We start from the raw sequence: 25,758 nt of genomic DNA, 5'->3' as shown, positions 1-25,758 counted from the left end.
GTCGCAGACGGCTGCCTCATCGGTGCCGGCGGTGGAGGAGGGCCAGGAGCGCGAGGACGACGACCGCCGCCGCGCTCGCCAGCGCGGCGAACCAGCCGAACCTGATCACCGGCTCGATCGACAGCAGGTCGCCGAGGTGGATCGAGACGCGGTCGTGCAGGCCGCTGCCCTCGTTCATGAACAGCACCAGCAGCAGCACCGCCACGCCGCCGGGCACCGCGGCCAAGGCGGCCAGTCGCGGGTGACCGCGCAGACCGGCCACGCCGCAGGCCAGCGCCGCCAGGCCGGCGACCAGCGTGTAGACGCCGTACACGTCGTCGACGCCGCGGACGTCGCCGGTCACGCTGCCGCCGATGAGGCTGCTGGTCGCCTGCAACCCGGCCCACGGCAGGACCGCGCAGCACATCAGGAGCGCTCCCGCCACCGCCACGGCCAGCGGATAGCCGCGGCCGCCGCGCGGTGAGGCGGACGTGGGCATGAGGTCATCCACAGGCTCACTGTAAGCCGGGCGCGTCCGGCCGGCCACCGTACGCGACGGAGTCGTCACCAAGAAGGTGCAGGTCCGCGTGGGATGGGTGCCCCTGGACCGGGGCCGCGCGAAGGTCCGGTGGGGGTCGTGCGGACTCGGTGTCTCTGGGACGAGGCCGGGGTCGTGCGGGCCGGCACAGGGTGGGGGTGATGCTCAGCTGGGTGAGGTCGGAACGGGTGTCAGGGCCGTCCGCTCGCCCCACTCCAGGCGGGAGCGGAGTTCGACGGCGTCGGCGGCCAGGGCGGAGACCAACGTGCCGGGGCCGGCCAGGGGGAGGACCGCTACGCCGTCGGACACGGTCGGCTTGCCGGTGCGGGCTGTCAGGAACGTGGTGCCGACGCAGCGTGCCGTGCCGTAGACGGCGGGGGAGGCGTCGAGGGCCGGGTCGCCGACCGTGAACTCCTGGCGGAGCAGCGGCAGGCCGTCGCAGGTGGCGTCGAGACGGGCGTGACAGCGGCCCGGGGACTCGCCGTGCCGGCCGAAGACGATCTCCTCGCGCCAGAACACGTCCGCGTCCGCTTCCAGGGTGAGGCGGACCAGGAGGCGGTGGTCGCAGCCGGCGGCGAGCACCGTGGGCTCCGGCGCGAACCGGAGGGTGGCGCCCGCGCCCACCCGTGCGGTGACCAGCATCTCGGACGCGCCGTCGCCGGGCAGCACGAGCGTGCCGGCGACCGAGCCCAGCTCCAGGGTCGTGTGGGGGGCGACGTCCACGTCGAGGGCGAGCCGGTCGCCGCCGAGCGGGCCCGCCGCGGTGGAGATCAGGTGGACGGTGCGGGGGCCGGTCTGGCGCAGCGTCAGCGGCGGCGCCGAGGCCAGACGGCGGATGATCGTACGTCCGTCGCCGGTCAGGGCGGTCGCCACGGCCGCGCTCGCCCGCATCCCCCGATGGGACGGACGCCTTTCCCCGGCGGGCCCGGTGACGGCCGTGCGGGCGGGCTCGGGGGCCCGCGTGCCGGCGGGCGCGGTGGGGGCTGTCAAGAGACGGGGACCGCGTGGTCGTGGGACCAGGCGTGGACCTGGTCGGAGACCCAGGTGGCGACGGCGGCGGCCGTGGGTTCCTGCCTGATGGAGGTGAACAGGACCGGGCGCTCCCCGCGCACGGTCCTCGCGTCGCGGGCCATCACGTCGAGGTCGGCGCCCACCAGCGGCGCCAGGTCGGTCTTGTTGACCACCAGCAGGTCCGACGTGGTGACGCCGGGGCCGCCCTTGCGGGGCACCTTGTCGCCGCCCGAGACGTCCAGCACGAAGATCTGCCGGTCGGCCAGGCCCCGGCTGAACGTGGCCGTCAGGTTGTCGCCGCCGCTCTCCACGATCACCAGGTCCAAGGGGCCGAAGCGGTGTTCCAGGGTCTCCACGGCGTCCAGGTTCGCGGCGATGTCGTCGCGGATGGCGGTGTGCGGGCAGCAGCCGGTCTCGACGGCGAGGATGCGCTCCTCGTCCAGGACGCCCGCCCGGCGCAGGAAGTCGGCGTCCTCGGTGGTGTAGATGTCGTTCGTCACCACGCCGAGGGACAGCGTGCGGCCGAGGGCCCGGCACAGGGCGGCGACCAGGGCCGTCTTGCCGCTGCCGACCGGCCCGCCCACCCCGAGCCGCAGCGCCCGGCCGCGTCCGTCGGGGGCGTGGTGGTGGTCGTCGTGATTGGCGCCCATGGTGAAGGTCCTTCCTTGCGGAGCGTTCAGGAGACGAAGAGCCGGACCGCCGCCTGCGCGTGCTGTTCGGCGATCAGGTCGAGGGCGGGTGCCGAGCCCGCGGGCAGCGCCTCCCAGCCGGCGGCCCCGGCGGCGAGGCCCGCCCGCGCGGCGACGGCGGCGAGGTCGGGGGCCAGGTCCGCCAGCAGTCCGTGCACGGCCACGGGGTCCAGGCCGAGGAGCCGGACCGCCGCCGTGGCGGCGCCGCTGACGGCGTGGTACGCCGCCGCCAGCGCGGCCTCCCCGGGCGTGGCCCCGGCCGCGTGCGCCGCGACCCCGAGCGCGAGCGGATGATGGGGGCTCGGTACGGCGCGCGCCAGCCCGTCCAGCATCGGCGACGGCCAAACGCGGCGGGCGACCCGGAGCAGCAGCCGCCCCTGCGTCGTCGAGGCCTCGCGCTGCGCGGGCGACGCGGTCCTGGCGTCCACCTCGGCGTCCAGCGTCGGCCACCGTGGCTCGGCGGAGGCGGCCTCGGCGCAGGCGGCGGCGCTCAGGGCGGCGGTGGCCGTGCCGGTGGTGTGCAGGCGTCCGCGCAGGAACGCCTCCAGCGACGGCACGTCGCGGACCGCCCCCGAGGCGATGGCGCGTTCGGCGCCGCCCGAGTGGGCGTGGCCGCCGGCCGGCAGGCGGGAGTCGGTGAGCAGGAGCAGCGCCGGGTTCATCCGGGCGAGCCCGCCGAAGGGAGTCCGTGCATGAAGCTCCTCAGAACAGGAAGTAGCGCTGGGTCATGGGCAACGTGACGGCGGGGGAGGGCTCGATGAGGTCGCCGTCGATGCGCACCTCGAACGTGTCGGGCGCCACCTCGATCCGCGGCAGCGCGTCGTTGAGCGGCATGGACGACTTGCCGCGCCGCCGTACGTCGGCCACCGGGACGAGCCGGCGGCGGACGGCCAACCGGTCGGCCAGGCCCGACTCCAGGCCGAGGGGCGCGACGAAGTGCAGCGAGGTGGCCGCGGCCGTCACCGGCGAGGCGCCGAACATGGGACGGGGCAGCACCGGCTGCGGCGTCGGGATGGAGGCGTTGGCGTCGCCCATCTGCGCCCAGGCCACCATGCCGCCTTTGAGCACGAGATCGGGCTTGACCCCGAAGAACGCCGGGTCCCACAGGACGAGGTCGGCGAGCTTGCCGCGTTCGACGGAGCCGACCTCGGCGTCCAGGCCGTGTGCGATGGCCGGACAGATCGTGTATTTCGCGATGTAGCGCCGGGCGCGCAGGTTGTCGGCCGGCCCGCCCAGCGAGCCGCGCCGCGCCTTCATGACGTGCGCGGTCTGCCACGTGCGGATGATGGTCTCGCCGATGCGGCCCATGGCCTGCGAGTCGGAGCCGATCATGGAGATCGCCCCCAGGTCGTGCAGCACGTCTTCGGCGGCCATCGTGGTCGGCCGGATGCGCGACTCGGCGAAGGCGAGGTCCTCGGGGATCGAGGGGTTGAGGTGGTGGCAGACCATGAGCATGTCGAGGTGCTCGTCGAGCGTGTTGACGGTGTGCGGCCTGGTCGGGTTGGTGGAGGACGGCAGCACGTTCGGGTACGCCGCCACGCGGATGATGTCGGGCGCGTGCCCGCCGCCCGCCCCTTCGGTGTGGTACGCGTGGATCGTCCGGTCGCCGATGGCCTTGAGCGTCGACTCGACGAAGCCGGCTTCGTTCAGGGTGTCGGTGTGCAGGGTGACCTGCACGCCCGAGGCGTCGGCCACGGTGAGGCAGGCGTCGATGGCGGCCGGCGTCGAGCCCCAGTCCTCGTGGAGTTTGAAGCCGGAGGCGCCGGCGCGCAGCTGTTCGAGCAGGCCCTCGGAGCTGACGGTGTTGCCCTTGCCGAGCAGCGCGAAGTTGAGCGGGTAGGCGTCGAGCGCCTCCAGCATGCGGCCGAGATACCAGGTGCCGGTGACGGTCGTGGCCTTGGTGCCCTCGACGGGGCCGGTGCCGCCGCCGACGATCGTGGTGACGCCCGACCCGATGGCCTCGTCGAGGAGCTGCGGGCAGATCAGGTGGACATGGGAGTCGACGGCCCCGGCGGTGAGGATCTTGCCGTTGCCCGCGAGCACCTCGGTGGACGGGCCGATGACGAGGTCGACGCCGTCCATCGTGTCGGGGTTGCCGGCCTTGCCGATGGCGTGGATGCGGCCGTCGCGGATGCCGACGTCGGCCTTGACCACTCCCCAGTGGTCGAGGATCACCGCGCCGGTGATGACCAGGTCGGCCGCGCCCTCCCCGCGGGTGGCGCGGGCCTGGCCCATGGACTCGCGGATGACCTTGCCGCCGCCGAACACGGCCTCGTCGCCGGCCCCGGCCGGGCCCATCGACAGGTCGTCGGTGACCTCGATCCACAGGTCGGTGTCGGCCAGGCGGACGCGGTCACCGGTGGTGGGACCGTAGAGCGCCGCGTAACGGGCGCGGGAGATGTCAGTCATCGAGCGGCCCCGCCCACTCCGGCCGCAGGCCGGGGACGACCCGCTTGCCCGCGATCGGCACCAGGGACACGTCGCGCTCGACGCCCGGCTCGAACCGGATCGCGGTGCCGGCGGGCACGTCGAGCCGCATGCCCCAGGCGTCCTCCCGGTCGAACTCCAGGCCGGGGTTGGCGGCGGCGAAGTGGTAGTGGGAGCCGACCTGCACCGGCCGGTCGGCCGTGTTGACCACGCGTACGGTCACCCGTTCCCGCCCCGGGTTGAGCTCGATCGCCCCCTCGGGGTGCGCGTACTCGCCCGGGATCACGGGATGGGCCTGTGGACGGTGACGAGCTTCGTGCCGTCGGGGAACGTCGCCTCGATCTGCACGCTCTCCAGCATCTCCGGGACGCCCTCCATGACGTCGGCCCGGTCGAGCACCGACCGTCCCGCCTCCATCAGGTCGGCGACGCTGCGTCCGTCTCTGGCGCCCTCCATGAGGAACGACGCGATGATGGCGGTAGCCTCGGGGTGGTTGAGGCGCAGGCCCCTGGCCCGGCGCTCGCGCGCCACCCCGGCGGCGACGTGGATGAGCAGCCGCTCCTGCTCGTGTGAGGTAAGCCGCATGGCCGGACCATAGGAACCGGCCGTTTCCTCGCTGTTGCCGGGTGATGTCGTGTCGGTTTCACACGGCGAAGAATCCCGACATGACGGAATAAGTGCCCTTGTGAAAGTTCGGCAATGGCCAATTAACGTTCGGGATCTTCCGGGGTAATGTCGCGGCGTCACCTTTCTGGCAGAACTCCTCAGCCAGGAAGGAACCGGCTGTGCGCATCTCCCGTCCGATTCTGTCCGCACTGCTCGTCATGGCCTTGGCGGCCTGCGGATCCGACGCAGAAACCGCCGCCTCGTCCAACGAGATCAAGGTCGGTCTGCTCCATTCGCTCAGCGGCACGATGGCGATCAGCGAGGTCACCGTACGCGACGCCGAGCTGCTGGCGATCGAAGAGATCAACAACGCCGGCGGCGTGCTGGGCAAGAAGATCGTCCCCGTCGTCGAGGACGGCGCCTCCGACTGGCCCACGTTCGCCGAGAAGGCCACCAAGCTCGTCAGGCAGGACAAGGTCGCCGCCGTCTTCGGCGGCTGGACCTCGGCCAGCCGCAAGGCGATGCTGCCGGTCTTCGAGCGCTACAAGGCGCTGCTGTGGTACCCGGTGCAGTACGAGGGCCTGGAGAGCTCGCCGTACATCTTCTACACCGGGGCCACCACCAACCAGCAGATCATCCCGGGCCTCGACTACCTGAAGGAGCAGGGCAAGAAGCGGATCTTCCTGGTCGGCAGCGACTACGTCTTCCCGCGTACCGCCAACAAGATCATCAAGGCGTACGCGGCGGCGAACGGGATGGAGATCCTCGGCGAGGAGTACACCCCGCTCGGCCATACCGAATACTCGACGGTGGTCAACAAGGTCATGCAGGCCAAGCCGGACGCCGTCTTCAACACGCTCAACGGCGACAGCAACGTCGCGTTCTTCAAGAGTCTCAAGAGCTCCGGCGTCACGGCGGAGAGCATGCCGGTGCTGTCGGTGAGCATCGCCGAGGAGGAGGTCACCGGCATCGGCGTGGAGAACATCGCCGGCCACCCCGTCGCCTGGAACTACTACCAGACCACCGAGACCCCGGCCAACGAGGCGTTCGTCAAGGCGTTCAAGGCCAAGTACGGGCAGAACAAGGTCACCTCCGACCCCATGCAGGCCGGCTACAACGCCGTCCACCTGTGGGCCGAGGCGGTCAAGAAGGCCGGCAGCACCGAGGTCGAGGCGGTCAAGAAGGCCGCGCCCGGCATCTCGCTCGACCGCCCCGAGGGCAAGGTCACCATCGACGGCGACAACCAGCACATGCACAAGACCGCCCGTATCGGCATCGTCCAGTCGGACGGCCTCATCAAGCAGGTGTGGGACTCCGGCGAGCCGATCAAGCCGGACCCGTACCTCGAGGGCTACCCGTGGGCGGCCGGGCTGGCGGGCCAGTGATGACGGCCTTCCTCAACCAGCTGCCCATCGGGCTGTCGATCGGTGCGGTGCTGATGCTGATCGCGCTCGGGCTGACGTTCACGTTCGGGCAGATGGGCGTGATCAACATGGCGCACGGCGAGTTCATCATGGCCGGGGCCTACACCGCGTTCCTGCTGCAGGACATGGTGCTGGCGCTGCCGGCGGCGTTCCTGGTCGCCGGGGTCATGGGGCTGATCCTGGAACGCTCGGCGATCCGGCACTTCTACGGCCGGCCGCTCGACACGCTGCTGCTCACCTGGGGCGTCAGCCTGGTGCTGCAGCAGCTGGCCCGCGACCTGTTCGGCGCACCGAACGTGCAGGTGCCCGCCCCCGCCTGGCTGTCGGGCGGGGTGGGCATCCTGCCCTACAACCGGCTGTTCATCATGGGCCTGGCGGTGGCCGGCGTGGTGGCCGTCTGGCTCTACCTGACGCGTACGGGGCTCGGCCGCAGGACGCAGGCCGTGGTGCAGAACCGGCAGCTCGCCGCCACCAGCGGGATCGACACCGGCCGGGTGGACATGCTGACGTTCTTCATCGGCTCCGGCCTGGCCGGCGTGGCCGGGGTGGCGCTCACCCTCATCGGGCCGGTCGGGCCCGCGCTCGGCACGTACTACATCGTGGACGCCTTCCTCGTCGTCGTGGCCGGCGGGCTGGGGCAGCTGCGCGGGGCGGTGCTCGCCGCGCTCGGGCTCGGGCTGCTCAACTCCTATGCCGAGTTCTGGTCGGACGCCTCGCTGGCCAAGGTGATCGTGCTGGCCGCCGTCATCGCGTTCCTGCAGGTACGGCCGCAGGGGCTGTTCGTGCTCAGGTCGAGGGTGCTCACATGATCAAACGACACCTGCCCTTCGCGACCGTGGCGGTGATCGCGCTGGTCGCCGCGCCGCTGCTGCTGGAGCCGTTCCGGCTGGGGCTGCTGGCCAAGTACCTGTGCTACGCGATCGTCGCGCTCGGCATCGGGCTGGCCTGGGGCAAGGGCGGCATGCTCACCCTCGGCCAGGGCGTCTTCTTCGGGCTCGGCGGCTACTCCATGGCGATGTACCTCAAGCTCACCGAGGCCGAGGGCGGGCTGCCCGACTTCATGGTGTGGAGCGGGGTGGAGGAGCTGCCCGCCCTGTGGGTGCCGTTCGCCAACCCGGTCTTCGCCCTGTCCATGGCGGTGCTCGGCCCCGTCATCCTGGCGGTGGTGCTCGGCACGCTGGTCTTCCGCCAGCGCGTACGGGGGGCGTACTTCGCGATCCTCACCCAGGCGCTGGCCGCCGCCATGGTGATCCTGCTCGTCGGCCAGCAGGGGCTGACCGGCGGCACCAACGGCATGACGAACTTCTTCGAGCTGTTCGGCCAGGACCTCGCCGAGGACTCCACGCAGCGCGGCCTCTACCTGGTGGTGGCGGGCGTGCTCGGCGTGCTCTACCTCGCCACCCGCCAGCTGGTGAACAGCCGCTACGGCCGCCTGCTCGTGGCCGTGCGCGACGGCGAGGACCGGGTGCGGTTCCTCGGCTACGACCCCGCCCTGGTCAAGACCGTCACGTTCGCCGCCTCGGCGGGCATGGCGGGCCTGGCCGGGGCGCTGTTCGTGCCGGTCGTCGGGATCATCTCGCCGGCGCTGCTCGGCGTCGTGCCCTCGCTGGAGCTGGTCGTCGCCGTGGCCGTGGGCGGGCGGCACGTGCTGGCCGGTGCCGTGCTCGGCGCCGTCGTCATTGGGGTACGCCAAGACCGCGTTCAGCGAGCAGTTCGCCGACGGCTGGCTCTACCTGCAGGGCGCCCTGTTCATCCTGGTCATGACCCTGGCCTCCAAGGGCATCGCCGGGGTCGCGCAAACCGTGGCGGGGAGGCTGCGCAGTGCTCGAGCTACGTGACGTGCAGGTGGTGTTCGACGGGTTCCGCGCGCTCGACGGCGTGAACCTGACCGTGCCCGAGGGGGAGCTGCGCTTCCTCATCGGGCCGAACGGCGCGGGCAAGACCACGCTGATCGACGTGGTCACCGGGCTGACCCGGCCGGCGGCGGGCAGCGTCCGGTTCGCCGGCCAGGACCTGGTGGGCAGGAAGGAGCACCAGATCGTCCGGCTCGGCGTCGGGCGGACGTTCCAGACCTCGGTGGTGTTCGAGGAGCTCACCGTCGTCGAGAACCTCGACCTGGCCGCCAGCTTCCGCGAACCGCTGTGGGCGCTGACCCGGCGGCGCGAGGGCGTCTCCGAGGCCGTCGCGGAGTCCCTGGCCAGGACGGGGCTCGAAGCGCTCGCCGAGCGGCCGGCCGGCGTGCTCTCCCACGGCCAGCGCCAGTGGCTGGAGATCGGGATGCTGCTGGCGCAGCGGCCCAGGCTGCTGCTCCTGGACGAGCCGGTGGCGGGCATGTCCAAGGACGAGCGGGAGCGGACCGGCGAGCTGCTCACGGCCATCGCCACGGACCACACGGTGGTCGTGGTCGAGCACGACATGGACTTCCTGCGGCGGCACGCCTCCACGGTGACCGTGCTGCACGAGGGCCGCGTCCTCGTCGAGGGGTCGGTGGACGAGGTCAGCGCCGACCCCAGGGTGCAGGAGGTGTACCTCGGCAGGAGGGCGGACGACGCGGTCGGCGAGCGGGCCTGAGGCCCGGTGAACGGCGACGGCCGGGGCGGCATGCCGCCACCCTGGCCGGAGATCCGGATCCGGTCCGGGTGTTCAGCGGTGACGGCCCACGTGGTGATCCTCGCGCCGACCGCGCCCGCCCAGCGAGCCGGCCACCGCGTCTGGTCGCCGGTGTCCGGGTGCGTCCAGCCCCCCGCCGCAGTGGCTCGCGGAGACCTGGACGACCGGCTGGGCCGGGGAGTGGCCCCCGACGCCATCCAGCCGCCCGTGAACGTTTCGCAATGGCCAATTAACGTCCCGGCGGTTCCCCCGCAATCTCGCCGAGTCACCTTTCTGGCAGAACCGGTCAGCCAGGAAGGAACCGCCTGTGCGCATCTCCCGCCCTGAACCTGTCCACCCCCGTCGTGACCGCCATCAGACGTTCAGTGGGCGTTCGCTCCCAGGGGCGGCGCCGGTGACCCGCGACCGGCATGCTGCCGCATCGGGAGAGGAGGCCGGACGATGCTGTCGGTGAAAGGACTCGAGTCGGGGTACGGGCGAGCCCGCGTCCTGTTCGGGGTGTCGCTGGAGGTGGGCCCCGGGCAGCTCGTGTGCGTCATGGGGCGCAACGGCGTCGGCAAGACCACGCTGCTCAACACCGTCATGGGGGTGCTGCCCGCGACCGCGGGCACGGTGACGTTCGACGGCGCCGACATCACCCGGCTCAAGCCGCACGAGCGCGTACGCCTCGGCATGGGCTACGTCCCCCAGGGCCACCAGTGCTTCCCGCAGCTGTCGGTGCTGGGCAACCTGCTGGTGACCGTGGAGGCCGCCAGGCAGCCCAGGGAGGCCATCGACGAGGCCCTCGACCTCTTCCCGGCGCTCGGGCCGCTGCTCAAGCGGAGCGCCGGGCACCTGTCGGGAGGCCAGCAGCAGCAGCTCGCGATGGCCCGCGCCCTGGTGACCCGGCCCAGGATGCTCATCCTCGACGAGCCCACCGAGGGCATCCAGCCGTCGATCATCCTGGAGATCGAGGCCGCCATCGAGCGCCTGCACGCCGCCGGGCTGCCCGTGCTGCTCGTGGAGCAGTACCTGGACATCGCGCTGCGGCTGGCCGACACGTTCGTCATCCTCGACGGCGGCCACGTCGTGCGCACCGGGGCGGCCGAGGACCTGCACCAGGAGGACGTGAGAAAACTCCTCGCCGTCTGAGCTTGTCGTTCAATCCGTGGCGTGCCCGAGTCCTTCGTCGATGCGGGTGCGCAAGGAGCGCAGCGCCTGCCTGAGCTCCGGTGGTTCGATGTCCGTGACGTCAGCGTCGAAGGTCAGGAGCAATCCTGCCAGCCCTGCCCATGACCACGCACCGAGCATGAGCCGGCAGCTGGAGTCGGTGTCGTGCTCGACCGTCGATCCGCCGGGGGCGAACCGGGCGACGACGGGCGCAGGCAGTGCGACGAGCGCCGACCCGCGGCATGGCCATTTCGCCGGGGTGTCGCCGCGGTCGTGCGTGCTCATGACGAACTCGACCGGATCGCTGTGCGGGACGTCGCGGCGCTCGAAGCTTCTCCCCGTGGGCATGCGTGGTTCGAGGCGGTCGATTCGCATCGCGCGCCATCGGTCGGCGTCCGGTTCGAACGCGACGAGGTACCACCGTGCCGCCCACACGACGAGGTCGTGCGGTTCCAGCGTGAGCGTGGTCGGTGCGTCTTCGCCGGTGTAGTCCGCGCGAACGATGTGCTGTCGGTTGATCGCGCCACCGATGACGCGGATGATCTCGGCGTCGATGGGCGCCGCGGGGAACTCCCAGTAGTTGCGCGCCGCGGAGACGGTGAACGCTTCGGCGTGGATCCGGCTGCGGGCGGGCATCGCCTGCTGCAGCGTGGCGAGGGCGCGGGCTGCGTTCTCGCGGATGCCGGACAGGATCATGGGGACGGTCTGGAGCGCGACAGCCGCCGCGACAGCCTGGTCCTCGTCGAAGACGACCGGCGCCAACCGGGTGGCGCGGCCGAGCCGGTAACCTCCGCCCGCCCCGCGCACGGCCTCGATCTCGTACCCGAGCTCTCTGAGCGTGTCGATGTCGCGTCGCACGGTGCGCACCGATGCCCCGAGCCTGGTGGCGAGCTCCTCGGCGGTCAGGGTCGCGCCGATCCCGAAGATCGACAGCAGCTTGAGCATCCGCGCGGAGGTGGCAGCCATCGCTCCTCCCTTCGCATAAAGCGGTCACTCGATGGCAACTATAGCTGTCACCGTGGCCGGCATGACCGCTTCACAGAGCCATCGCGCCGGCACGCAGGCACCCGCCGCTTCCTCGGCACTCATCTCCGGCGCGGGCGCGAGCTCGGCGCTCCTGGTGGTGCTGTTCGGCTCCTTCATGGATCTTCTCGACGCGACGATCGTCACCGTCGCGGCGCCGGCGATAGCCCAAGACCTCGGGGCCGGTGACGCTCAGATCCAGTGGACGATCGCCGCCTACGTCCTCGCCTTGGGTGCGGGCCTGATCACCGGCGGACGGCTCGGCGACCAGTACGGCCGCAAGCGCCTGTTCATGATCGGGCTGGCCGGGTTCATGCTCACCTCCGCACTCTGCGCGCTGGCCGCCGATCCGGCAATGCTCATCGGCATGCGCGCCGCGCAGGGACTGACCGCAGGGATCATGGTCCCGCAGGTGTTCGGGATCATCCGGGCATCGTTCGCCCCGGGCGAGCGTGCCAAGGCGTTCGGCGTCTACGGGGCGGTCCAGGGTCTCGCGTCGGTCGCCGGCCCGCTGCTGGGCGGGCTGCTCGTCGACGGCGACCTGTTCGATCTGGGATGGCGCACCATCTTCTGGATCAACGTGCCTGTCTCGATCCTGGCGCTCATCATCGGCGCGAAGGTGCTGCCGGAGTCCCGCTCCACCTCCACCGCACGGCTGGACCTCCTCGGTGCGCTGCTCGCGGCCTCGGGCATCCTGCTCCTGCTCCTGCCGATCATCCAGAGCGAGACCTGGGGATGGACCTGGGCCAGTTACGCCTTCCTCGCCGCCGGAACCATCGTGCTGGCGGTCTTCCTCGCCTACGAGCGCCGCCTCACCGGACGCGGGAAGGAACCCGTCTTCGATCCGGCTCTGCTCCGAATCCGCGCCTTCGCGATCGGCCTGAGCGCGTCCGCGCTCTTCTTCGGCGGCATCGGGTCGTTCTTCCTCACCCTGTCGATCTACCTCCACCACGGCACCGGCCGCACCGCGTGGGAGACCGGCCTGGTGATCCTTCCTTACGCGCTCGGCTCGATCATCACCTCAGGACTCGGGGTCGCCCTCGCCGCCAAGGCCGGGAGAGCGCTGCTGATCACCGGCTCGCTCACCATCGCGGCATCCCAGCTCGTCCTGTGGGCGATCATCGGAGACGGCGATGATCCCGGATACTGGCACCTTGCCCTCGCTCTTCTCCTGGGCGGCCTCGGGCTCGGTCTTGCCGCCCCCATCCTGGTCAACGTCGTCCTCGCCGGCATTCCCGGACGCGATGCGGGCGCCGCGGGCGGCGTGCTCTCCACCGTCAACCAGATCGGCGGCGCCATCGGCATCGCCGTTCTCGGCACGGTGTTCTTCACCGCCGTCTCCGGATCGACGAGCGGCACACCGGGACCGGCCGACTACGGTCACGCGCTCGGCATCGTCCTCGTCGTCTCCGCGGTGCTCTACGTCGTGGCGGCACTCGTGATGCTCGCGCTCCCGAAGACCGCCACAGGTTGAACGACATGCCGTCTAGGCGGTGCTCCAGGCGCGGGCCGTGCGGATGATCTCCTCCAGGTGGCCGCTGTGCGCGCCGTGCCAGTAGACCTGCCCGCACTCGCGGCAGCGGCCGTAGGCGTCGTAGGTGCGGCTCGTGCCCGCCTCCAGCAGGGACTCGACCTCGTCCTTCGGCACCGGCTCCAGCTCGCCGTTGCAGGCCGTGCAGCGCGTCCACGGCCGCAGCGGCGGAGCGAAGCGCTCCAGCAGGTCGCGCAGCTGGTCGGCGGGGTCGGAGCCGTGTACGTACGCGCCCAGCCACAGCGCGCGGCGGCGCAGCAGGCCGCGGTCCTGCGTCAGCAGCACCCGCCGCTCCTCGTTGGCCTGCACCACCAGCGACGGGTCGTCCATGTCGTTGTGGTAGGCGGCGTCGATGCCCAGCAGCCGCAGCCGCCGCGCCAGCGTGCCGAGATGCACGTCGAGCAGGAACCGCGGCTCCTCCGGCAGCTGCTGCGGACGTGGCACGGGATGGACCTCCGCCACGTCGCCGTCGGCCAGCTGGCAGGACGGCGGCACCCCGCGTCCGTTGACCACGAGCGGCCCCACCTCGGTCAGCGGGACGCCGAGCGACTCGACGTGGTGGCCCAGCGTCGAGGTGCCGTCGGGGGTCACCTCCTGCCATTCCTGGCGGCGGCTCACGGGCAGGAACATCCTCAGTTCGGGGTCGATGCGCAGACGTGCGGTCACGTGTCCATTCTGTGGCACCCGCTACCGTGACTTCATGCCGATATCCCGCCGCGCCCTCTTCGGCTTCGCGGCCGCGGCGGCGGGCGGCTGCTCGACCGGGGGTGACCTGCCGGAGCTGCGCCTCGCGACCGGGCTGAGCGGCGGGCCGTACGGCGAGCTCGGCGACCGGCTCGCCGGGGAGCTGCGCCGCGACGGGCTGCGCGTGCGGGTGCTGCCCACCGCCGCCAGCGTGCAGAACCTCGCGATGATGGCCGACGGGCGCGCCGACGTGGGGTTCGCGCTGGCCGACAGCGCCGACGACGCCGTACGCGTGCGCCGCCGGCCGGTCTCCGCGCTGGCCCGGATGTACATGAACTACGTGCACCTCGTCGTCGCCTCCGGTGCGCCGATCTCCGGGATCGGCGACCTGGCCGGGCGGGTGGTGTCCGTCGGGGTGGAGGGGTCGGGCACCTCCGTGACCGCGGCCCGCGTGCTGGCCGCCGCCGCGCTCGGCCGCGCGCCCCGTACCGTCCGACTGGAGCTGGACGACTCGATCGAGGCCCTGCGCGACGGCCGGATCGAGGCGTTCTTCTGGTCGGGCGGCGTGCCCACGCCCGCCCTGGCGGCGGCCCGCGGCGTCCGGCTGCTGCCGCTGGAGGAGCTGGTGCTGGTGCTGCGCCGCCAGTACGGCCTCGTGTACGAGCACGCCACCGTCCCGGCCGGCGCGTACGCCGCCACCCGGGCCGTGCCGACCGTCGGCACCCCCAGCTACCTGATGTGCCGGACCTCGCTGCCGGCGGAGGCCGCCTACACCGTCACCGAGACGCTCTTCCGCGCCCGCGACCGCCTGCGGGCCCCCTCGGCCCCCGGCGGTCGGCTCGACCCGCGCTACGCCATCGGCACCGGCGCCGTGCCCCTCCACGCGGGAGCGGCCCGCTACTACCGGTCGGTCTACGGCTGAGGCAGCCGCAGCTCCACGACGAGGCCGTGCGGCGTCGCGGGCAGCAGCCGCAGCGTGGCCCCGCACGCCCGGGCCAGCTCGGAGGCGATGGCCAGGCCCAGGCCGCTGCCCGGCACGTTCGCGTGGGCGCCTGAACGCCAGAACCGGCCCGTCGCCTCCGCCCGAGCCTCCTCGCTCAGCCCCGGCCCGTCGTCGGCCACGCGCAGCACGCCGCCCTCCAGGCCGACGGTCACCGTGCCGCCCGCGGGCACGAACTTCTGGGCGTTGTCGAGCGCGATGTCGGCGATCCTGGCCGCCGCCTCCGGCACCGTCGCCCCCTCGGGGACGTGGGTCACCAGGCGGACGCCCTTGGCCGCGTACACCTCCCGCCAGGCCGCCAGCCGCGGCGCGAGCTCGCTCTCCTTGACCTCGACGCCCGCGCCCGCCTCCACCTGGGCGAGTGCCAGCAGGTCGGCCACCAGCAGCGTCAGCCGGTCCAGCTCGGCCAGCGCCTCCTCGAACTCGGCCCGCCCCTCGGCGCGCAGGTGCGGCTCCAGGTTCTCCAGCCGCAGCCCGAGCACGGTGAGCGGGGTGCGCAGCTCGTGGGAGGCGTCGGCGACGAACGCCCGCTGCCGCTCCATCGCCCCCGAGACCGCGTCGGCCATCGCGTTGAAGCGCTCCTCCAGCCGCCGCAGCTCGGACGGTCCGACGCCGTGATGCGCCCGCGCGTCCAGCCGCCCCCCCGCGATGGCCTGGGTGGTGCGGTCGAGCTCGGTGACCGGCCGCAGGATCCAGCGGGCCAGCCCGCGCGCCGCCAGCACCGCGTACGCCAGAACGGTCAGCGACCCCGCCGCCAGCGCGGCCCACACCAGCGTCACGTCCATCCGAGCCCGCTCGGCCGGGGCCTGGAGCAGCACCACGCCCGACAGCTGCGCGTCCCGTCCCGACGGCTCGGCCAGCAGCACCGTGTCCGGCCCGAACGGCGTGATCAGCGGCAGCTCCTCGGTCGTGCGTCCGGACAGCGCCAGCCGCACCGCCGCACGGTCGTCGGCCTGGAAACGGCCCGCCGTGAGCAGCACCGCGCCGTCGCGGTCGCGGACCCGCACGGCGGCGACGTACAGCTCGGCGTAGCGGTTCAGCTCGGCGACCAGGCCGGTGTGGTCGTCGTCGCGGGCCGCCTGGTCGGCCAGCTCCGCGAAGCGGGTGGCGTCGGCGCGGCGGTCGAGCAGCAGCCGGTTGGTGCGATGGGAGGCGTACGCCAGCCCCAGCGGCACCGCCAGCGCCACCACCAGGACCGCGATCAGCGTGGTGAACGTGACCACCAGCCGCGTGTTCACGCCGTCGAGCCCAGCCGGTAGCCGGTGCCGCGCAACGTCTCCACCAGCCCCGGACGGCCGGTCTTGGCCCGCAGGTTGGCCACGTGCACGTCCAGCGAGCGCGAGGCGGACAGCAGCGGGTCGCCCCAGACCTCGTCGAGGATCTCCTCCCGGCCGCGCACCACGCCGGGCTCGCGCGCCAGCATCGCCAACAGGTCGAACTCGCGCCTGGTCAGCGTCACCGGCTCCCCGGCCACGGTGACGCGGCGCGCCCCCAGGTCGATGCGGACGTCGCCGACGCACACCACGTCGTCGCGCGTCGGCCGCGGACGGGTGCCGCGCCGCACCACCGCCTCCATGCGGGCCATCAACTCGGCCGTCCGGAACGGCTTGACCAGGTAGTCGTCGGCCCCGGAGCGCAGGCCGCGCAGCACATCGCGCTCCTCCGTCCGCGCGGTCACGACGATCACCGGCACCGCCGAGACCCGGCGCAGGCGGCGCAGCAGGTCGAGCCCGTCCATGTCGGGCAGCCCCAGGTCGAGCAGGACGAAGTCGGCGCCCCCCGCCAGCCGGAGTGCGTCGACCGCCTGCCCGGCCCGGGTGACCGTGTGGCCGTGGCGGGCGAGGGCGGTGACGAGCGCGGACGCGAGCCGATCGTCGTCCTCGACCAGAAGAACCCGCATGCCGCCAGGTTAGACGCGGGCCGCCACGGCATCGCCCGACGCCTGCTCGGCCCGGGAGAGGGCGGCGTCCCTGGTCTCGCGCATGGTGAGGTACACCACGAGCGAGACGGCGGCGCAGCCGGAGACGTACCAGAAGAAGCCCGACTCGATGCCGGCGTCCTTGAACCACAGGGCGACGTACTCGGCGGTGCCGCCGAAGAGCGCGTTCGCGATCGCGTACGGCAGCGCCACGCCGAGCGCGCGCACGTTCGTCGGGAACAGCTCGGCCTTCACCACCGCGTTGATCGAGGTGTAGCCGGTGATGATGACCAGCCCGGCCAGCGACAGCACCAGCCCGCCGGCGAACCCGCTCACCCCGCCGAGTGCCGTCATGAGCGGCACCGTGGCCACCATCGACCCGATTCCGAACGTGATCAGCAGCGGCCGCCGCCCGATCCGGTCCGACAGCGCCCCCGCCGCCGGCTGCAGGCACATGAAGATGAACAGTGCGCAGAAGCTCACCAGCGTCGCCGTCTCCTTGGCCAGCCCGGCGGTGTTCGACAGGTATTTGGTGAGGTACGTCGTGTATGTGTAGTACGCGACCGTGCCGCCCATCGTCAGCGCGATGACCAGCAGCGCTTCCTTCTTGTGGGTGAGCAGCTCCCTGATCGTGCCGCGCTTGGCGTCCCTGGTCGCGCGCTCCTCCTCGTCGTACGCCTCCGTCTCCAGGAGACTGCGGCGCAGGTAGAACACGACCGCGGCGGCCACCGCGCCCACCACGAACGGGATGCGCCAGCCGTAGGAGTTCAGCGCCTCGGCCGACATCGTGTTCTGCAGCACGATCTGCAGGCCGAGGCCGACGAGCTGGCCGGCGGTCATGGAGACGTACTGGAAGCTGGAGGCGAAGCCGCGCCGGCCGCGCGGGGTGGCCTCGGTGAGGTACGTCGCGCTGGCCGCGTACTCGCCGCCGACCGACAGGCCCTGCAGCAGGCGCGCCACCACGAGCACGAGCGCGCCGAAGTAGCCGACCGCGTCGTACGTCGGGGCGATCGCGATCAGCAGGGCGCTGGCCGACATCAGCGTGACGGTGAGGGTGAGCGCCGCCTTGCGGCCCTTCCTGTCGGCGTAACGGCCGAGCAGCCAGCCGCCGAGCGGGCGCATGAAGAAGCCCACGGCGAAGATGGCGGCCGTGTTGAGCAGCTTCGCCGTGTCGTCGCCCTCAGGGAAGAACGACGCGGCGAAGTAGACGGCGAAACTGCTGTAGACGAACCAGTCGTACCACTCGACCAGGTTGCCGACGGAACCACCGACCACGGCCTTCCAGGGCACGCGTGCTTTGCTCACGAAGAACCTCCCGACGGAGTGAAGATGCAGGTCAGAGCCTTACCCCAGAAGGTTGTTCGGGCAAGGGAGGTCGCCGGAGATCTAACGTTCGCTTAACCTTGCCGCCTCAGCGCGGCGGCTCGGTGCTTGACCCGGCCGTCAGCGCAGCGGCGGCTCGGCGTTCTCCGCCCGCTCCAGCGCCAGCTCCGGCCACCACTCGCCGGCCGGCGGCGACACCACGCCGCGTTCGGGGTCGAGCTCGCCGTCCGTGCCCCGCCTGCACCGGCCGCCGGACGTGCCCGGCCGCGCGATCCACAGGTACGCGTCCACCAACTCCTCACCCGTCTCCGTCGTGGGCCGCTGGCCCACGCCCCGCCCGGGCGGGTTGCACCACACCTGCGGGTCCTTGTACCGCTTGCCCGGCGCCCAGGAGCCGCGGCCGTTCCTGGCGGTGTCGACCACGAAGTGCGGCATGGCCGCCGTGTCCACCGGGACATCCGCCGGGCAGCCCGCCCGGCCGGTCGCCCGCCGCACGGCGACGCAGGCCGCCAGTTCCTTGCCGTACCCGACGCTCTTCTCCGTGGTCTGGAAGGCGGCGGTGTTGAGGAAGAACCCGTCGGCCGCCTCGATCCCCGCGCCGATCAGCCGCTCGGCCATGATCTCGGTGCCCGGCCAGTCGGCCTGGCTGCCGTCGAGGTAGACGGCCGTGGCGGGGTTGGACTTGAGCGTGCGCACGGCCCGGCGCAGGTCGTCGTAGCGGTGCTGGGCCGAGCCGCCGGGGTCGCAGTTCTCCGTGCCGGGCAGGTTGACCAGGCTGGACGGCTCCAGGATGACCACGGCCCCGGCCTGGCCGATCTGGCGGGCCACACCCGTGATCCACTCCTGGTAAGCCTCCCTGCCGGCGGGCGTGGCCGGCCGGCAGTCGCCGCCCGGCAGGTGGTTGACCAGGAACACCGGGACGCCGCCCGCCTGCCGGGCCTCCGTGAGCCGCTGCGCCACCTCCGGCCTGGCGTCCGTCTGGTCGAGGCGGATCGCGTGGGGGACGGCGGCCAGCCGGCGCATCAGCTCGGCGTCGTCCGGGCGCTCGTCGTTCCACAGCTCCGCCTGGCGGCTCGCGCCCGGCTCCGGTGGGGCGTAGAACGTGACCGGCTCCTCGGCTCTCAGCGGGTTGCGCCCGGCGACGGCTCGCTGCGGCGCCTCGCCGTCGTCCGGCGCCGTTGGACTGGCCGCATCGGCCGGGGCATCGGCTGGGGTATCGGTCGGCGCACTGGTCGCGGCACTGGTCGCGGCACTGGTCGGGGCGCTCTCGTCGCGCCACGCCAGGGCGGCCGACACACCCGCGGCTGCGACGAGGACGGCGACGGCCCCGGCCAGCACCTTGCGCCGCGGGCCCCTCAGCAGCCCCGCGAGGCCGTGCGAGCCTTCCGCGGTGTCAGCGCCGGGTAACTTTCCGCCTGCCCCGGCCGTGGCAGCGGGCGGCATTCCGGCTTCCACGCAGGCGGCGAGCCCGATGCCGGGCGTGCCAGGCGTGCCTGATGCACCTGACGGCTTGCCGGTCGTGCCGGTCGTGCCGGTCGTGCCGGAGGTGCCGGAGGTGCCGGAGGTGCCGGAGGTGCCGGGCGTGCCTGGCGTGGCGGACGTGAGAACGGACGGGTCCGCGAAGCTCAGCCGGTCCATCAGCTGCTGGGCCGTCGGCCGTTCGGCCGGATTCTTGGCCAGGGCCGCCACCACCAGCTCAAGCAGCGGCCCGGAGAGCCCGCTCAGCTCCGGCGGAGCGTTCACGATGCGCGCCAGCACCGCCGGCACCGGCCCCGTGCCGAACGGCGGCGCCCCGCCGGCGGCGAACGCCACCGTGCACCCCCACGAGAAGATGTCCGAGGCGGGCCCGACCTCGCCCCCCTGCGCCTGCTCGGGCGACATGTACGCCGGCGTCCCCACGATCGTGCTGCTCATCTCCGCGTCCGTGAGCTGCGCGATCCCGAAGTCGATGACCTTGGGCCCCACCTGGGACAGCAGCACGTTGGACGGCTTGAGATCGCGGTGCACCACCCCGGTCCCGTGGATCGCCCGCAACGCCATGGCCGTCGCGGCGGCCAGACCGTCGAGTGCCGAGCCCCTCAGCGGCCCGGACGCGCGCACCGCCTGCCCGAGACTGGGCCCCTCGACGTACTCGGTGACCAGGTACACCACCTCGCCGTGCACGTCGGCGTCGAGCACCGGAGCGGTGCAGAAGCGGGCCACCCGCCGCGCGGCGGCCACCTCACGGGCGAAGCGGCGCCGGAAGTCCGGGTCGGCGTCCATCCGGGCGTGCAGCAGCTTGACGGCCACCCGCGCCCCGTCGGCGCCCTGCCCCAGGTAGACGACGCCCATGCCGCCCTCGCCCAGCCGGCCGAGCAGCGTGTACGGCCCCACCCGCCGGGGATCCCCGTCTCTCAGCGCCTCCATGGACATGGATCGTCAGGCTAACGTGCCGTCGCGTGGACCTCCATGGCCCTACAGCGTCAGCCGCCACTCGTACCACTCGTCGAAGAGCTCGAAGCCCATGGCCTCGTTGATGGCGAGCATGTGGGCGTTGGAGGTGGCGTTCCAGGTGATGATGCGCTCGACGCGCGGCTCGCGCTCGCGCAGCCGGAACAGGTTGGTGAGCTTGAGCAGCAGCCCCAGGCGGTGGCCGCGGTGCCCGGCCAGCACCGTCGTGTCGGTCTGGACGGCCCAGCCGTGGGAGTGGTCGGCGTCGAGCAGGATGCCGGTGTAGCCGGCCGGGGCGCCGTCGGAGTCGCGGCGGGCGATCACGTTGTAGGCGGTCTGGTCGGCCGCGACCATGCGCTCCTCGCGGGCGCGGATCTGGTCGGCGGTGAAGTGGAAGTCGTCGACGCCGCTGTCGCGCGGGGCGTCGTTCATGCCGTTCATGAGCGTGGCCACGTCGGGCAGGAGCTCGGGGGCCGCCGGACCGGTCCAGTGTTCGACGCTGTAGCCGGGCGCCTGCGGGACCATCCGCTCCAGTTTCGCCCAGTCGCAGCGGCGCAGGTCGAGCGTGCGGCGTGCTTCGACGAGGGCGACCGTCATGCCTCGGGCGCGGGCGAAGGCGGCACCGGCCCCCACGACGGGCGTCTCGGCCAGCAGCAGCCGCCTGTCGTCGGCCCGCATGCGGCCGAGGGCGTGCTCGAAGAGCGCCGTGCCGAGCCCGCGCCCGCGCCGGGCGGGGCGCACGACGAGCGGGAAGAGCCAGGCCATGTGACGGTTGTCGAGGATGGGGAACGACAGGCCGTAACCGCCGGCGACCTCGCCGTCCTCGACCGCGGCCCACGCCTCCACCCGGTGGGCGGGGCGGTCCGCGCAGACATCGAGCACGAAACGGGCCCGCGGGATCGGCGGGCCGGGGTCGCCGGAGCCTTCGCTGTAGGCCGCGTGCAACCCCGCGGCGAGCTCGTCCGAGCCGTCGGCCTCGATCCGCTCGATCCTCATGCCGCCAAGCCAAGCGCACTCGGTCCGGCCGGCGCGAACGGTTTTCTACTGGCGGTAGTTCTCCACCTCGTCGGCGGGGCGGGGAGCGGCGTTGTCCGGGTCCTCGCCCGCCCTGCGCCGGGCCCGCCGCTGCCGCAGCAGGTCCCAGCACTGGTCGAGGGCGTTCTCCAGCTGGTTGATGCGCGCGCGTTCCTCGTCCGAGGTCACCTCTCCCGCCGACAGCCTGGTGCGCAGCTCGTGCTCCTCGCTGACCAGGGAGCTGATCCTCGTGAGTATCTCGTCGTCCCGCATGTCCGAGACTCTACCTATGGCGTGATAGAACACGCCCTATGTCTGGTATTGCGCTGGTAAGGAAACCTGGCCCCCGTATCGCCGAGGGCATCGTCACCCACATCCAGCGCGAACCGGTGGATCCCGTACGCGCCGCCGCCCAGCACGACGCTTACGTCGCCGCCCTCGCCGCGGCCGGCTGGCGGACCGTGCACGTGCCACCCGCCGACGACCTGCCCGACGCGCCGTTCGTGGAGGACACGCTCGTGGTGTCGGGGCGGCTCGCCGTACTGACCAGGCCGGGGGCGGTGGAACGGCGGCCCGAGGTCGACTCCGTGGCCCAGGTCGTGCGGGACCTCGGCATGAAGGCGGTCAGGATCGCGCGGCCCGGCACTCTCGACGGCGGCGACGTGCTGCAGAGCGGCCCCACCGTGTACGTCGGCAGGTCCGCCCGCACCAACGCCCAGGGCATCACCCAACTCGCCGCCCTCCTGCCCGAGCGCACGGTCGTGCCCGTGGACCTGAACGGCGTGCTGCACCTGAAGTCGGCCGTCACCGCGCTGCCCGACGGCACCCTCATCGGCGACCCGCGCCACGTGGACCTGCCCGGCCTGCTCGTGCCGGAGGAGGAGGCCGGCGCCCACGTCGTGCCGCTGGGCGGCGACCGCGTCCTGCTGGCCGCCTCGGCCCCCCGGACGGCGGCCATGCTGGAGAAGCGCGGACTGACCGTGACCACGGTCGACATCTCCGAGTACGAGAAGCTCGAAGGGTGCGTGACCTGCCTGAGCGTGCTGGTCACGGACTGAGCTTCTCACCATCTGAGATCACGCGCAGCGCATCGCGAGACGTCTGGTAACGTGCATGACATGCTGCGCGGTCTTCTTCTTAGCTGCCGCGGCGGGGGCCTTTAAGGCCGGCTCCCTCGCCGCGGAGCGAGTCGTGCGCGTCGGCCGCCTTCCACAGCAGTCCGACGAGGAGCATCCGCAATGACCGCTCAGCAGCCGAGCCGTATGCCGATCCACCGTTATCAGCCCTTCGAGCCGATCCGGCTGACCGACCGCACCTGGCCCGACAAGGTCATCACCAAGGCGCCCCGCTGGTGCGCGGTAGACCTGCGCGACGGCAACCAGGCACTGATCGACCCGATGGATCCGCACCGCAAGCTCAAGATGTTCGAGCTGCTGGTACGCATGGGCTACAAGGAGATCGAGGTCGGCTTCCCGGCCGCCTCGCAGACCGACTTCGACTTCGTCCGCCAGATCATCGAGGAAGACCGCATCCCCGGCGACGTGGTCATCCAGGTGCTGACGCAGGCCAGGCCCGAGCTGATCGAGCGCACCTTCGAGGCCATCGAGGGCGCCGGGCAGGCCATCGTCCACCTGTACAACTCGACCTCCACCCTCCAGCGCCGCGTCGTCTTCGGCCAGGACAAGGACGGCATCACCGCCATCGCGGTGGAGGGCGCCAAGCTGGTCAAGAAGCTCGCCGACGCCACCGACGTCGACGTGCACTTCCAGTACTCTCCCGAGTCGTTCACCGGCACCGAGCTGGAATACGCGGTCGAGGTGTGCGACGCCGTCAACGAGGTGTGGCAGCCCACGCCCGAGCGCAAGGTCATCGTCAACCTGCCGGCCACGGTCGAGATGGCCACGCCCAACGTGTACGCCGACCAGATCGAGTGGATGCACCGCCACCTCAAGCACCGCGACTCGATCATCCTGTCGCTCCACCCGCACAACGACCGCGGCACCGCCGTGGCCGCCGCCGAGCTGGGCTACATGGCGGGCGCCGACCGCATCGAGGGCTGCCTGTTCGGCAACGGCGAGCGCACCGGCAACGTCTGCCTGGTCACCCTCGGGATGAACCTGTTCTCCCAGGGCGTCGACCCCGAGATCGACTTCAGCGACATCGACGAGATCCGCCGCGTCACCGAATACTGCAACCAGCTGCCCGTCCACCCGCGCCACCCCTGGGGCGGCGAGCTGGTCTACACCGCCTTCTCCGGCTCCCACCAGGACGCCATCAAGAAGGGCTTCGAGCACCTCGAACACGACGCCGCCGGGGCCGGCGTGCCGGTCGACGACTTCACCTGGGCGGTGCCCTACCTGCCGATCGACCCGAAGGACATCGGCCGTAGCTACGAGGCCGTCATCCGGGTCAACAGCCAGTCGGGCAAGGGCGGCGTCGCCTACATCATGAAGTCCGACCACCAGCTCGACCTGCCGCGCAAGCTGCAGATCGAGTTCTCCAAGGTCGTGCAGGCCCGCACCGACACCGAGGGCGGCGAGGTCACGCCCGCCGCGATGTACGAGATCTTCCGCGACGAATACCTGCCCAACCCGGCCCACCGCTGGGGCCGGCTCAGCCTCATGGCCCACCGGTCGGAGTCCACGGGTGAGGACGACCGCATCAGCGCCGACGTCCGCTTCGACGGGGAGATCCGCGAGATCTCGGGCGCCGGAAACGGCCCGATCTCGGCGTTCACCGACGCGCTCGCGTCCATCGGCGTCCACGTCCGCGTGCTCGACTACGTGGAGCACGCGATGAGCGCAGGCAGCGACGCCAAGGCCGCCTCCTACCTGGAGTGCGACGTCGCCGGGCAGGTGCTGTGGGGCGTCGGCATCGACGCCAACGCCACCACCGCCGCCCTCAAGGCCGTCATCTCCGCCGTCAACCGCGCCACCCGCTGACCCACGGCTCTTCCGGCCGGCCCCGGCACGACCTGCCGGGTCCCGGCCCCCTTGGTAGGCGCCCACAAGGCAGCACACCACTCACTCGACCGCGTCCCCCGACCCAGGGGTGTCGCGGCCGAGTCGTATCAGCCCTCGATGGATCTCCAGGACTCCACGGTCGCTTCGGCGATGGCCTGGATGCGGCGTCCATAGGCCGGGTGCCCATCCGCCGTGAAGCTCCCGTCCCTGAACGGCAACCCGCACAACGTGGCGCGGAAGCTCCTGGGGGATTCGCCCTGAGGGAGCGGCGCGTAGGCCTCCAACGACGCCATGTCGTAGCCCGATCGTGCCCGGTGATTGTTCCGCGCCACCTGACGCGCCGTCAGACGCAGCAGCGCGTCAAGGCCCTTGTCCAGGTAGAACTGCAGGAGCCGGAACTGACCGTCGCGATAGCTCTCATGCGCTTGTGAAGGATGCTGCAGGAGATGAACGCAGACCACAGGCGCATGCCACCTGTACATCTGAGGATCGCTCTGCTCTTCCGCCAGGATCGCGTGGAAATAGTCCACGCACACGCCCAGCGGCCCGGCCGCCGCACCGCACTCGCACCGGCTCACGCCAGCACCATCAGCCATGGCCTGCAACCTAGGCGGCCACCAACAGCTTTGTCGACGGGATTTCCCGGCAGACCATCGCCCTTGCCGAGCCGGCCCGCGACGTAGTTATGATCCCGTGGTCACCGCCGGAGACGCCTTCGGCCCTCTGATCACGTGGAGACCGCCTGTGCACGACGTCGCCCTGTTCGAAGCGTTACTGATCGGCGGACGTGCCGGAGTCGGCAAGACCACCGTCGGATGGGAGGTCTCCGCGCAACTACAGGCTGCTCGCGTCGCGCACTGCCTCATCGAGGGCGACAACCTGGACCAGGCGTTCCCCGCCCCGCCCGGCGATCCGCACCGAGCCAAGCTGACCGAGGCCAACCTCGCCGCCATCTGGCGCAACTACGCCGCGCTGGGATACCGCAGGCTCATCTACACCAACACCGTCTCCATCCTGGAGCCCGACCTCATCGCCCGCGCCATGGGCGGCACACCCCGCATCACCTCCGTACTCCTGACCGCTGATGACACGACCGCCCGGCAACGCCTCGGCGCCCGCGAGATCGGCAGCCAACTGGACCCGCACCTGACCCGCAGCGCCGCCATGGCCCGCCACCTGGACGCCAACGCGCCCTCATCGGCAGTGCGCATCCCCACCGACGGCCGCTCCGTAACCGACATCGCCCGCGACGTCATCGCCGCCACCCACTGGCCAACCACGCAGCCACGGCCGTCGCACCACGATTCACGCCTGGAGTACTAGTGATCCGGCTCCAGACGGCGATCTTCGCTGGTGCGGCCGTACGCTATCGCCTGCCACCACCTCATGATCTTCGTTTGCCGGCACAACAGTCGTGATCGGGGTGGCCGCAGGTGTTC

General features: G+C 72.0%; 26 protein-coding genes. 10 read left to right on the top strand and 16 right to left on the bottom strand.

The features are described 5' to 3' along the window. Nucleotides 1-16: 16 nt before the first annotated feature. The 7 genes from ACIBP6_RS22285 to ACIBP6_RS22255 all read right to left on the bottom strand — a co-directional run bounded on the left by ACIBP6_RS22285 (nt 17) and on the right by ACIBP6_RS22255 (nt 5,229). Entirely contained in the window at nt 17-490 is a 474-nt protein-coding gene (locus tag ACIBP6_RS22285; RefSeq protein ID WP_397054899.1) for a hypothetical protein, read from the bottom strand. 192 nt (nt 491-682) lie between these two features. Further along, nucleotides 683-1,408, bottom strand: a complete 726-nt coding sequence (locus ACIBP6_RS22280) for an urease accessory protein UreD (protein ID WP_397054898.1) — start codon at nt 1,406-1,408, stop codon at nt 683-685. Between the two features lie 95 nt (nt 1,409-1,503). After that, nucleotides 1,504-2,178, bottom strand: a complete 675-nt coding sequence (gene ureG, locus ACIBP6_RS22275) for an urease accessory protein UreG (RefSeq protein ID WP_132611235.1) — start codon at nt 2,176-2,178, stop codon at nt 1,504-1,506. Between the two features lie 26 nt (nt 2,179-2,204). After that, a complete protein-coding gene (locus ACIBP6_RS22270; RefSeq protein WP_397054896.1) occupies nt 2,205-2,879 on the bottom strand; it encodes an urease accessory protein UreF in 675 nt (224 codons plus the stop codon). Nucleotides 2,880-2,919: 40 nt separating this feature from the next. Further along, a complete protein-coding gene (locus ACIBP6_RS22265) occupies nt 2,920-4,626 on the bottom strand; it encodes an urease subunit alpha (RefSeq protein WP_397054894.1) in 1,707 nt (568 codons plus the stop codon). Beyond that, nucleotides 4,619-4,930 carry an urease subunit beta gene (locus tag ACIBP6_RS22260; protein WP_397054892.1) on the bottom strand — a complete coding sequence of 104 codons (312 nt, stop codon included), beginning with the start codon at nt 4,928-4,930 and terminating at the stop codon, nt 4,619-4,621. The genes ACIBP6_RS22265 and ACIBP6_RS22260 overlap by 8 nt, the downstream gene beginning before the upstream one ends. Next, complete coding sequence (locus tag ACIBP6_RS22255) at nt 4,927-5,229, bottom strand: urease subunit gamma (RefSeq protein ID WP_132611228.1); 303 nt, start codon at nt 5,227-5,229, stop codon at nt 4,927-4,929. The genes ACIBP6_RS22260 and ACIBP6_RS22255 overlap by 4 nt, the downstream gene beginning before the upstream one ends. A gap of 200 nt (nt 5,230-5,429) precedes the next feature. Between ACIBP6_RS22255 and urtA the strand changes: the two genes are divergently transcribed. The 5 genes from urtA to urtE all read left to right on the top strand — a co-directional run bounded on the left by urtA (nt 5,430) and on the right by urtE (nt 10,415). Continuing rightward, nucleotides 5,430-6,635, top strand: coding sequence for an urea ABC transporter substrate-binding protein (gene urtA, locus ACIBP6_RS22250; RefSeq protein ID WP_397054890.1), 1,206 nt, complete (start codon nt 5,430-5,432; stop codon nt 6,633-6,635). Beyond that, nucleotides 6,635-7,483 (top strand): urea ABC transporter permease subunit UrtB, encoded by an 849-nt coding sequence (gene urtB / locus ACIBP6_RS22245; RefSeq protein ID WP_111184145.1) that lies wholly within the window; start codon nt 6,635-6,637, stop codon nt 7,481-7,483. The genes urtA and urtB overlap by 1 nt, the downstream gene beginning before the upstream one ends. After that, the gene (urtC, locus tag ACIBP6_RS22240) at nt 7,480-8,556 is read left to right on the top strand and encodes an urea ABC transporter permease subunit UrtC (RefSeq protein ID WP_397054888.1); all 1,077 of its coding nucleotides are present in this window, start codon (nt 7,480-7,482) and stop codon (nt 8,554-8,556) included. Before urtB ends, urtC begins: the two co-directional genes overlap by 4 nt. Then, complete coding sequence (gene urtD, locus ACIBP6_RS22235) at nt 8,496-9,245, top strand: urea ABC transporter ATP-binding protein UrtD (protein ID WP_397054886.1); 750 nt, start codon at nt 8,496-8,498, stop codon at nt 9,243-9,245. The genes urtC and urtD overlap by 61 nt, the downstream gene beginning before the upstream one ends. 480 nt (nt 9,246-9,725) lie before the next feature. Continuing rightward, nucleotides 9,726-10,415, top strand: coding sequence for an urea ABC transporter ATP-binding subunit UrtE (gene urtE / locus ACIBP6_RS22230; protein ID WP_397054884.1), 690 nt, complete (start codon nt 9,726-9,728; stop codon nt 10,413-10,415). 9 nt (nt 10,416-10,424) lie between these two features. Here urtE and ACIBP6_RS22225 read toward each other — a convergent pair whose 3' ends face one another. Then, nucleotides 10,425-11,399, bottom strand: coding sequence for a helix-turn-helix transcriptional regulator (locus tag ACIBP6_RS22225; protein ID WP_397054882.1), 975 nt, complete (start codon nt 11,397-11,399; stop codon nt 10,425-10,427). Between the two features lie 61 nt (nt 11,400-11,460). On the opposite strand from ACIBP6_RS22225, the gene ACIBP6_RS22220 reads away from it, so the two are divergent. Then, nucleotides 11,461-12,930 (top strand): MFS transporter, encoded by a 1,470-nt coding sequence (locus tag ACIBP6_RS22220; RefSeq protein ID WP_397054881.1) that lies wholly within the window; start codon nt 11,461-11,463, stop codon nt 12,928-12,930. A 12-nt stretch (nt 12,931-12,942) separates the two neighbouring features. Here ACIBP6_RS22220 and ACIBP6_RS22215 read toward each other — a convergent pair whose 3' ends face one another. Then, on the bottom strand, nt 12,943-13,653 hold the full coding sequence (locus tag ACIBP6_RS22215; protein WP_397054880.1) for a Mut7-C RNAse domain-containing protein: 711 nt from the start codon (nt 13,651-13,653) through the stop codon (nt 12,943-12,945). A gap of 34 nt (nt 13,654-13,687) precedes the next feature. Between ACIBP6_RS22215 and ACIBP6_RS22210 the strand changes: the two genes are divergently transcribed. Further along, on the top strand, nt 13,688-14,593 hold the full coding sequence (locus tag ACIBP6_RS22210; protein ID WP_397054878.1) for a TAXI family TRAP transporter solute-binding subunit: 906 nt from the start codon (nt 13,688-13,690) through the stop codon (nt 14,591-14,593). On the opposite strand, the gene ACIBP6_RS22205 is transcribed toward ACIBP6_RS22210, so the two are convergent. The 6 genes from ACIBP6_RS22205 to ACIBP6_RS22180 all read right to left on the bottom strand — a co-directional run bounded on the left by ACIBP6_RS22205 (nt 14,584) and on the right by ACIBP6_RS22180 (nt 21,629). Next, nucleotides 14,584-15,909, bottom strand: a complete 1,326-nt coding sequence (locus tag ACIBP6_RS22205) for a sensor histidine kinase (RefSeq protein ID WP_397054876.1) — start codon at nt 15,907-15,909, stop codon at nt 14,584-14,586. The two genes, ACIBP6_RS22210 and ACIBP6_RS22205, sit on opposite strands and share 10 nt — an antisense overlap. Continuing rightward, on the bottom strand, nt 15,906-16,571 hold the full coding sequence (locus ACIBP6_RS22200; protein ID WP_132611221.1) for a response regulator transcription factor: 666 nt from the start codon (nt 16,569-16,571) through the stop codon (nt 15,906-15,908). The genes ACIBP6_RS22205 and ACIBP6_RS22200 overlap by 4 nt, the downstream gene beginning before the upstream one ends. 9 nt (nt 16,572-16,580) lie before the next feature. After that, the gene (locus tag ACIBP6_RS22195; RefSeq protein ID WP_397054874.1) at nt 16,581-17,894 is read right to left on the bottom strand and encodes an MFS transporter; all 1,314 of its coding nucleotides are present in this window, start codon (nt 17,892-17,894) and stop codon (nt 16,581-16,583) included. 138 nt (nt 17,895-18,032) lie between these two features. Then, nucleotides 18,033-20,318, bottom strand: a complete 2,286-nt coding sequence (locus tag ACIBP6_RS22190) for a glycoside hydrolase family 6 protein (RefSeq protein WP_397054872.1) — start codon at nt 20,316-20,318, stop codon at nt 18,033-18,035. A gap of 48 nt (nt 20,319-20,366) precedes the next feature. Further along, the gene (locus tag ACIBP6_RS22185; protein ID WP_397054870.1) at nt 20,367-21,338 is read right to left on the bottom strand and encodes a GNAT family N-acetyltransferase; all 972 of its coding nucleotides are present in this window, start codon (nt 21,336-21,338) and stop codon (nt 20,367-20,369) included. Nucleotides 21,339-21,383: 45 nt separating this feature from the next. Then, complete coding sequence (locus ACIBP6_RS22180; RefSeq protein ID WP_397054868.1) at nt 21,384-21,629, bottom strand: DUF2630 family protein; 246 nt, start codon at nt 21,627-21,629, stop codon at nt 21,384-21,386. Nucleotides 21,630-21,667: 38 nt separating this feature from the next. Between ACIBP6_RS22180 and ddaH the strand changes: the two genes are divergently transcribed. Together ddaH and leuA are read left to right on the top strand one after the other, a co-directional pair. Then, entirely contained in the window at nt 21,668-22,414 is a 747-nt protein-coding gene (gene ddaH, locus ACIBP6_RS22175; RefSeq protein WP_397054867.1) for a dimethylargininase, read from the top strand. 180 nt (nt 22,415-22,594) lie between these two features. Continuing rightward, on the top strand, nt 22,595-24,298 hold the full coding sequence (leuA, locus tag ACIBP6_RS22170) for a 2-isopropylmalate synthase (RefSeq protein WP_397054865.1): 1,704 nt from the start codon (nt 22,595-22,597) through the stop codon (nt 24,296-24,298). Between the two features lie 128 nt (nt 24,299-24,426). Here the strand turns inward: leuA and ACIBP6_RS22165 are convergent, their stop codons facing one another. Continuing rightward, nucleotides 24,427-24,915 (bottom strand): DUF5946 family protein, encoded by a 489-nt coding sequence (locus tag ACIBP6_RS22165; protein WP_397054863.1) that lies wholly within the window; start codon nt 24,913-24,915, stop codon nt 24,427-24,429. A 148-nt stretch (nt 24,916-25,063) separates the two neighbouring features. Here ACIBP6_RS22165 and ACIBP6_RS22160 point away from each other — a divergent pair, with 148 nt between their 5' ends. Further along, complete coding sequence (locus ACIBP6_RS22160) at nt 25,064-25,642, top strand: hypothetical protein (RefSeq protein WP_397054861.1); 579 nt, start codon at nt 25,064-25,066, stop codon at nt 25,640-25,642. Nucleotides 25,643-25,758: the final 116 nt, after the last annotated feature.

The organism is Nonomuraea terrae, assembly GCF_044465245.1.
Taxonomy (GTDB): Bacteria; Actinomycetota; Actinomycetes; order Streptosporangiales; family Streptosporangiaceae; genus Nonomuraea; species Nonomuraea terrae.
This window is presented reverse-complemented; position numbering and strand designations above follow the sequence as displayed.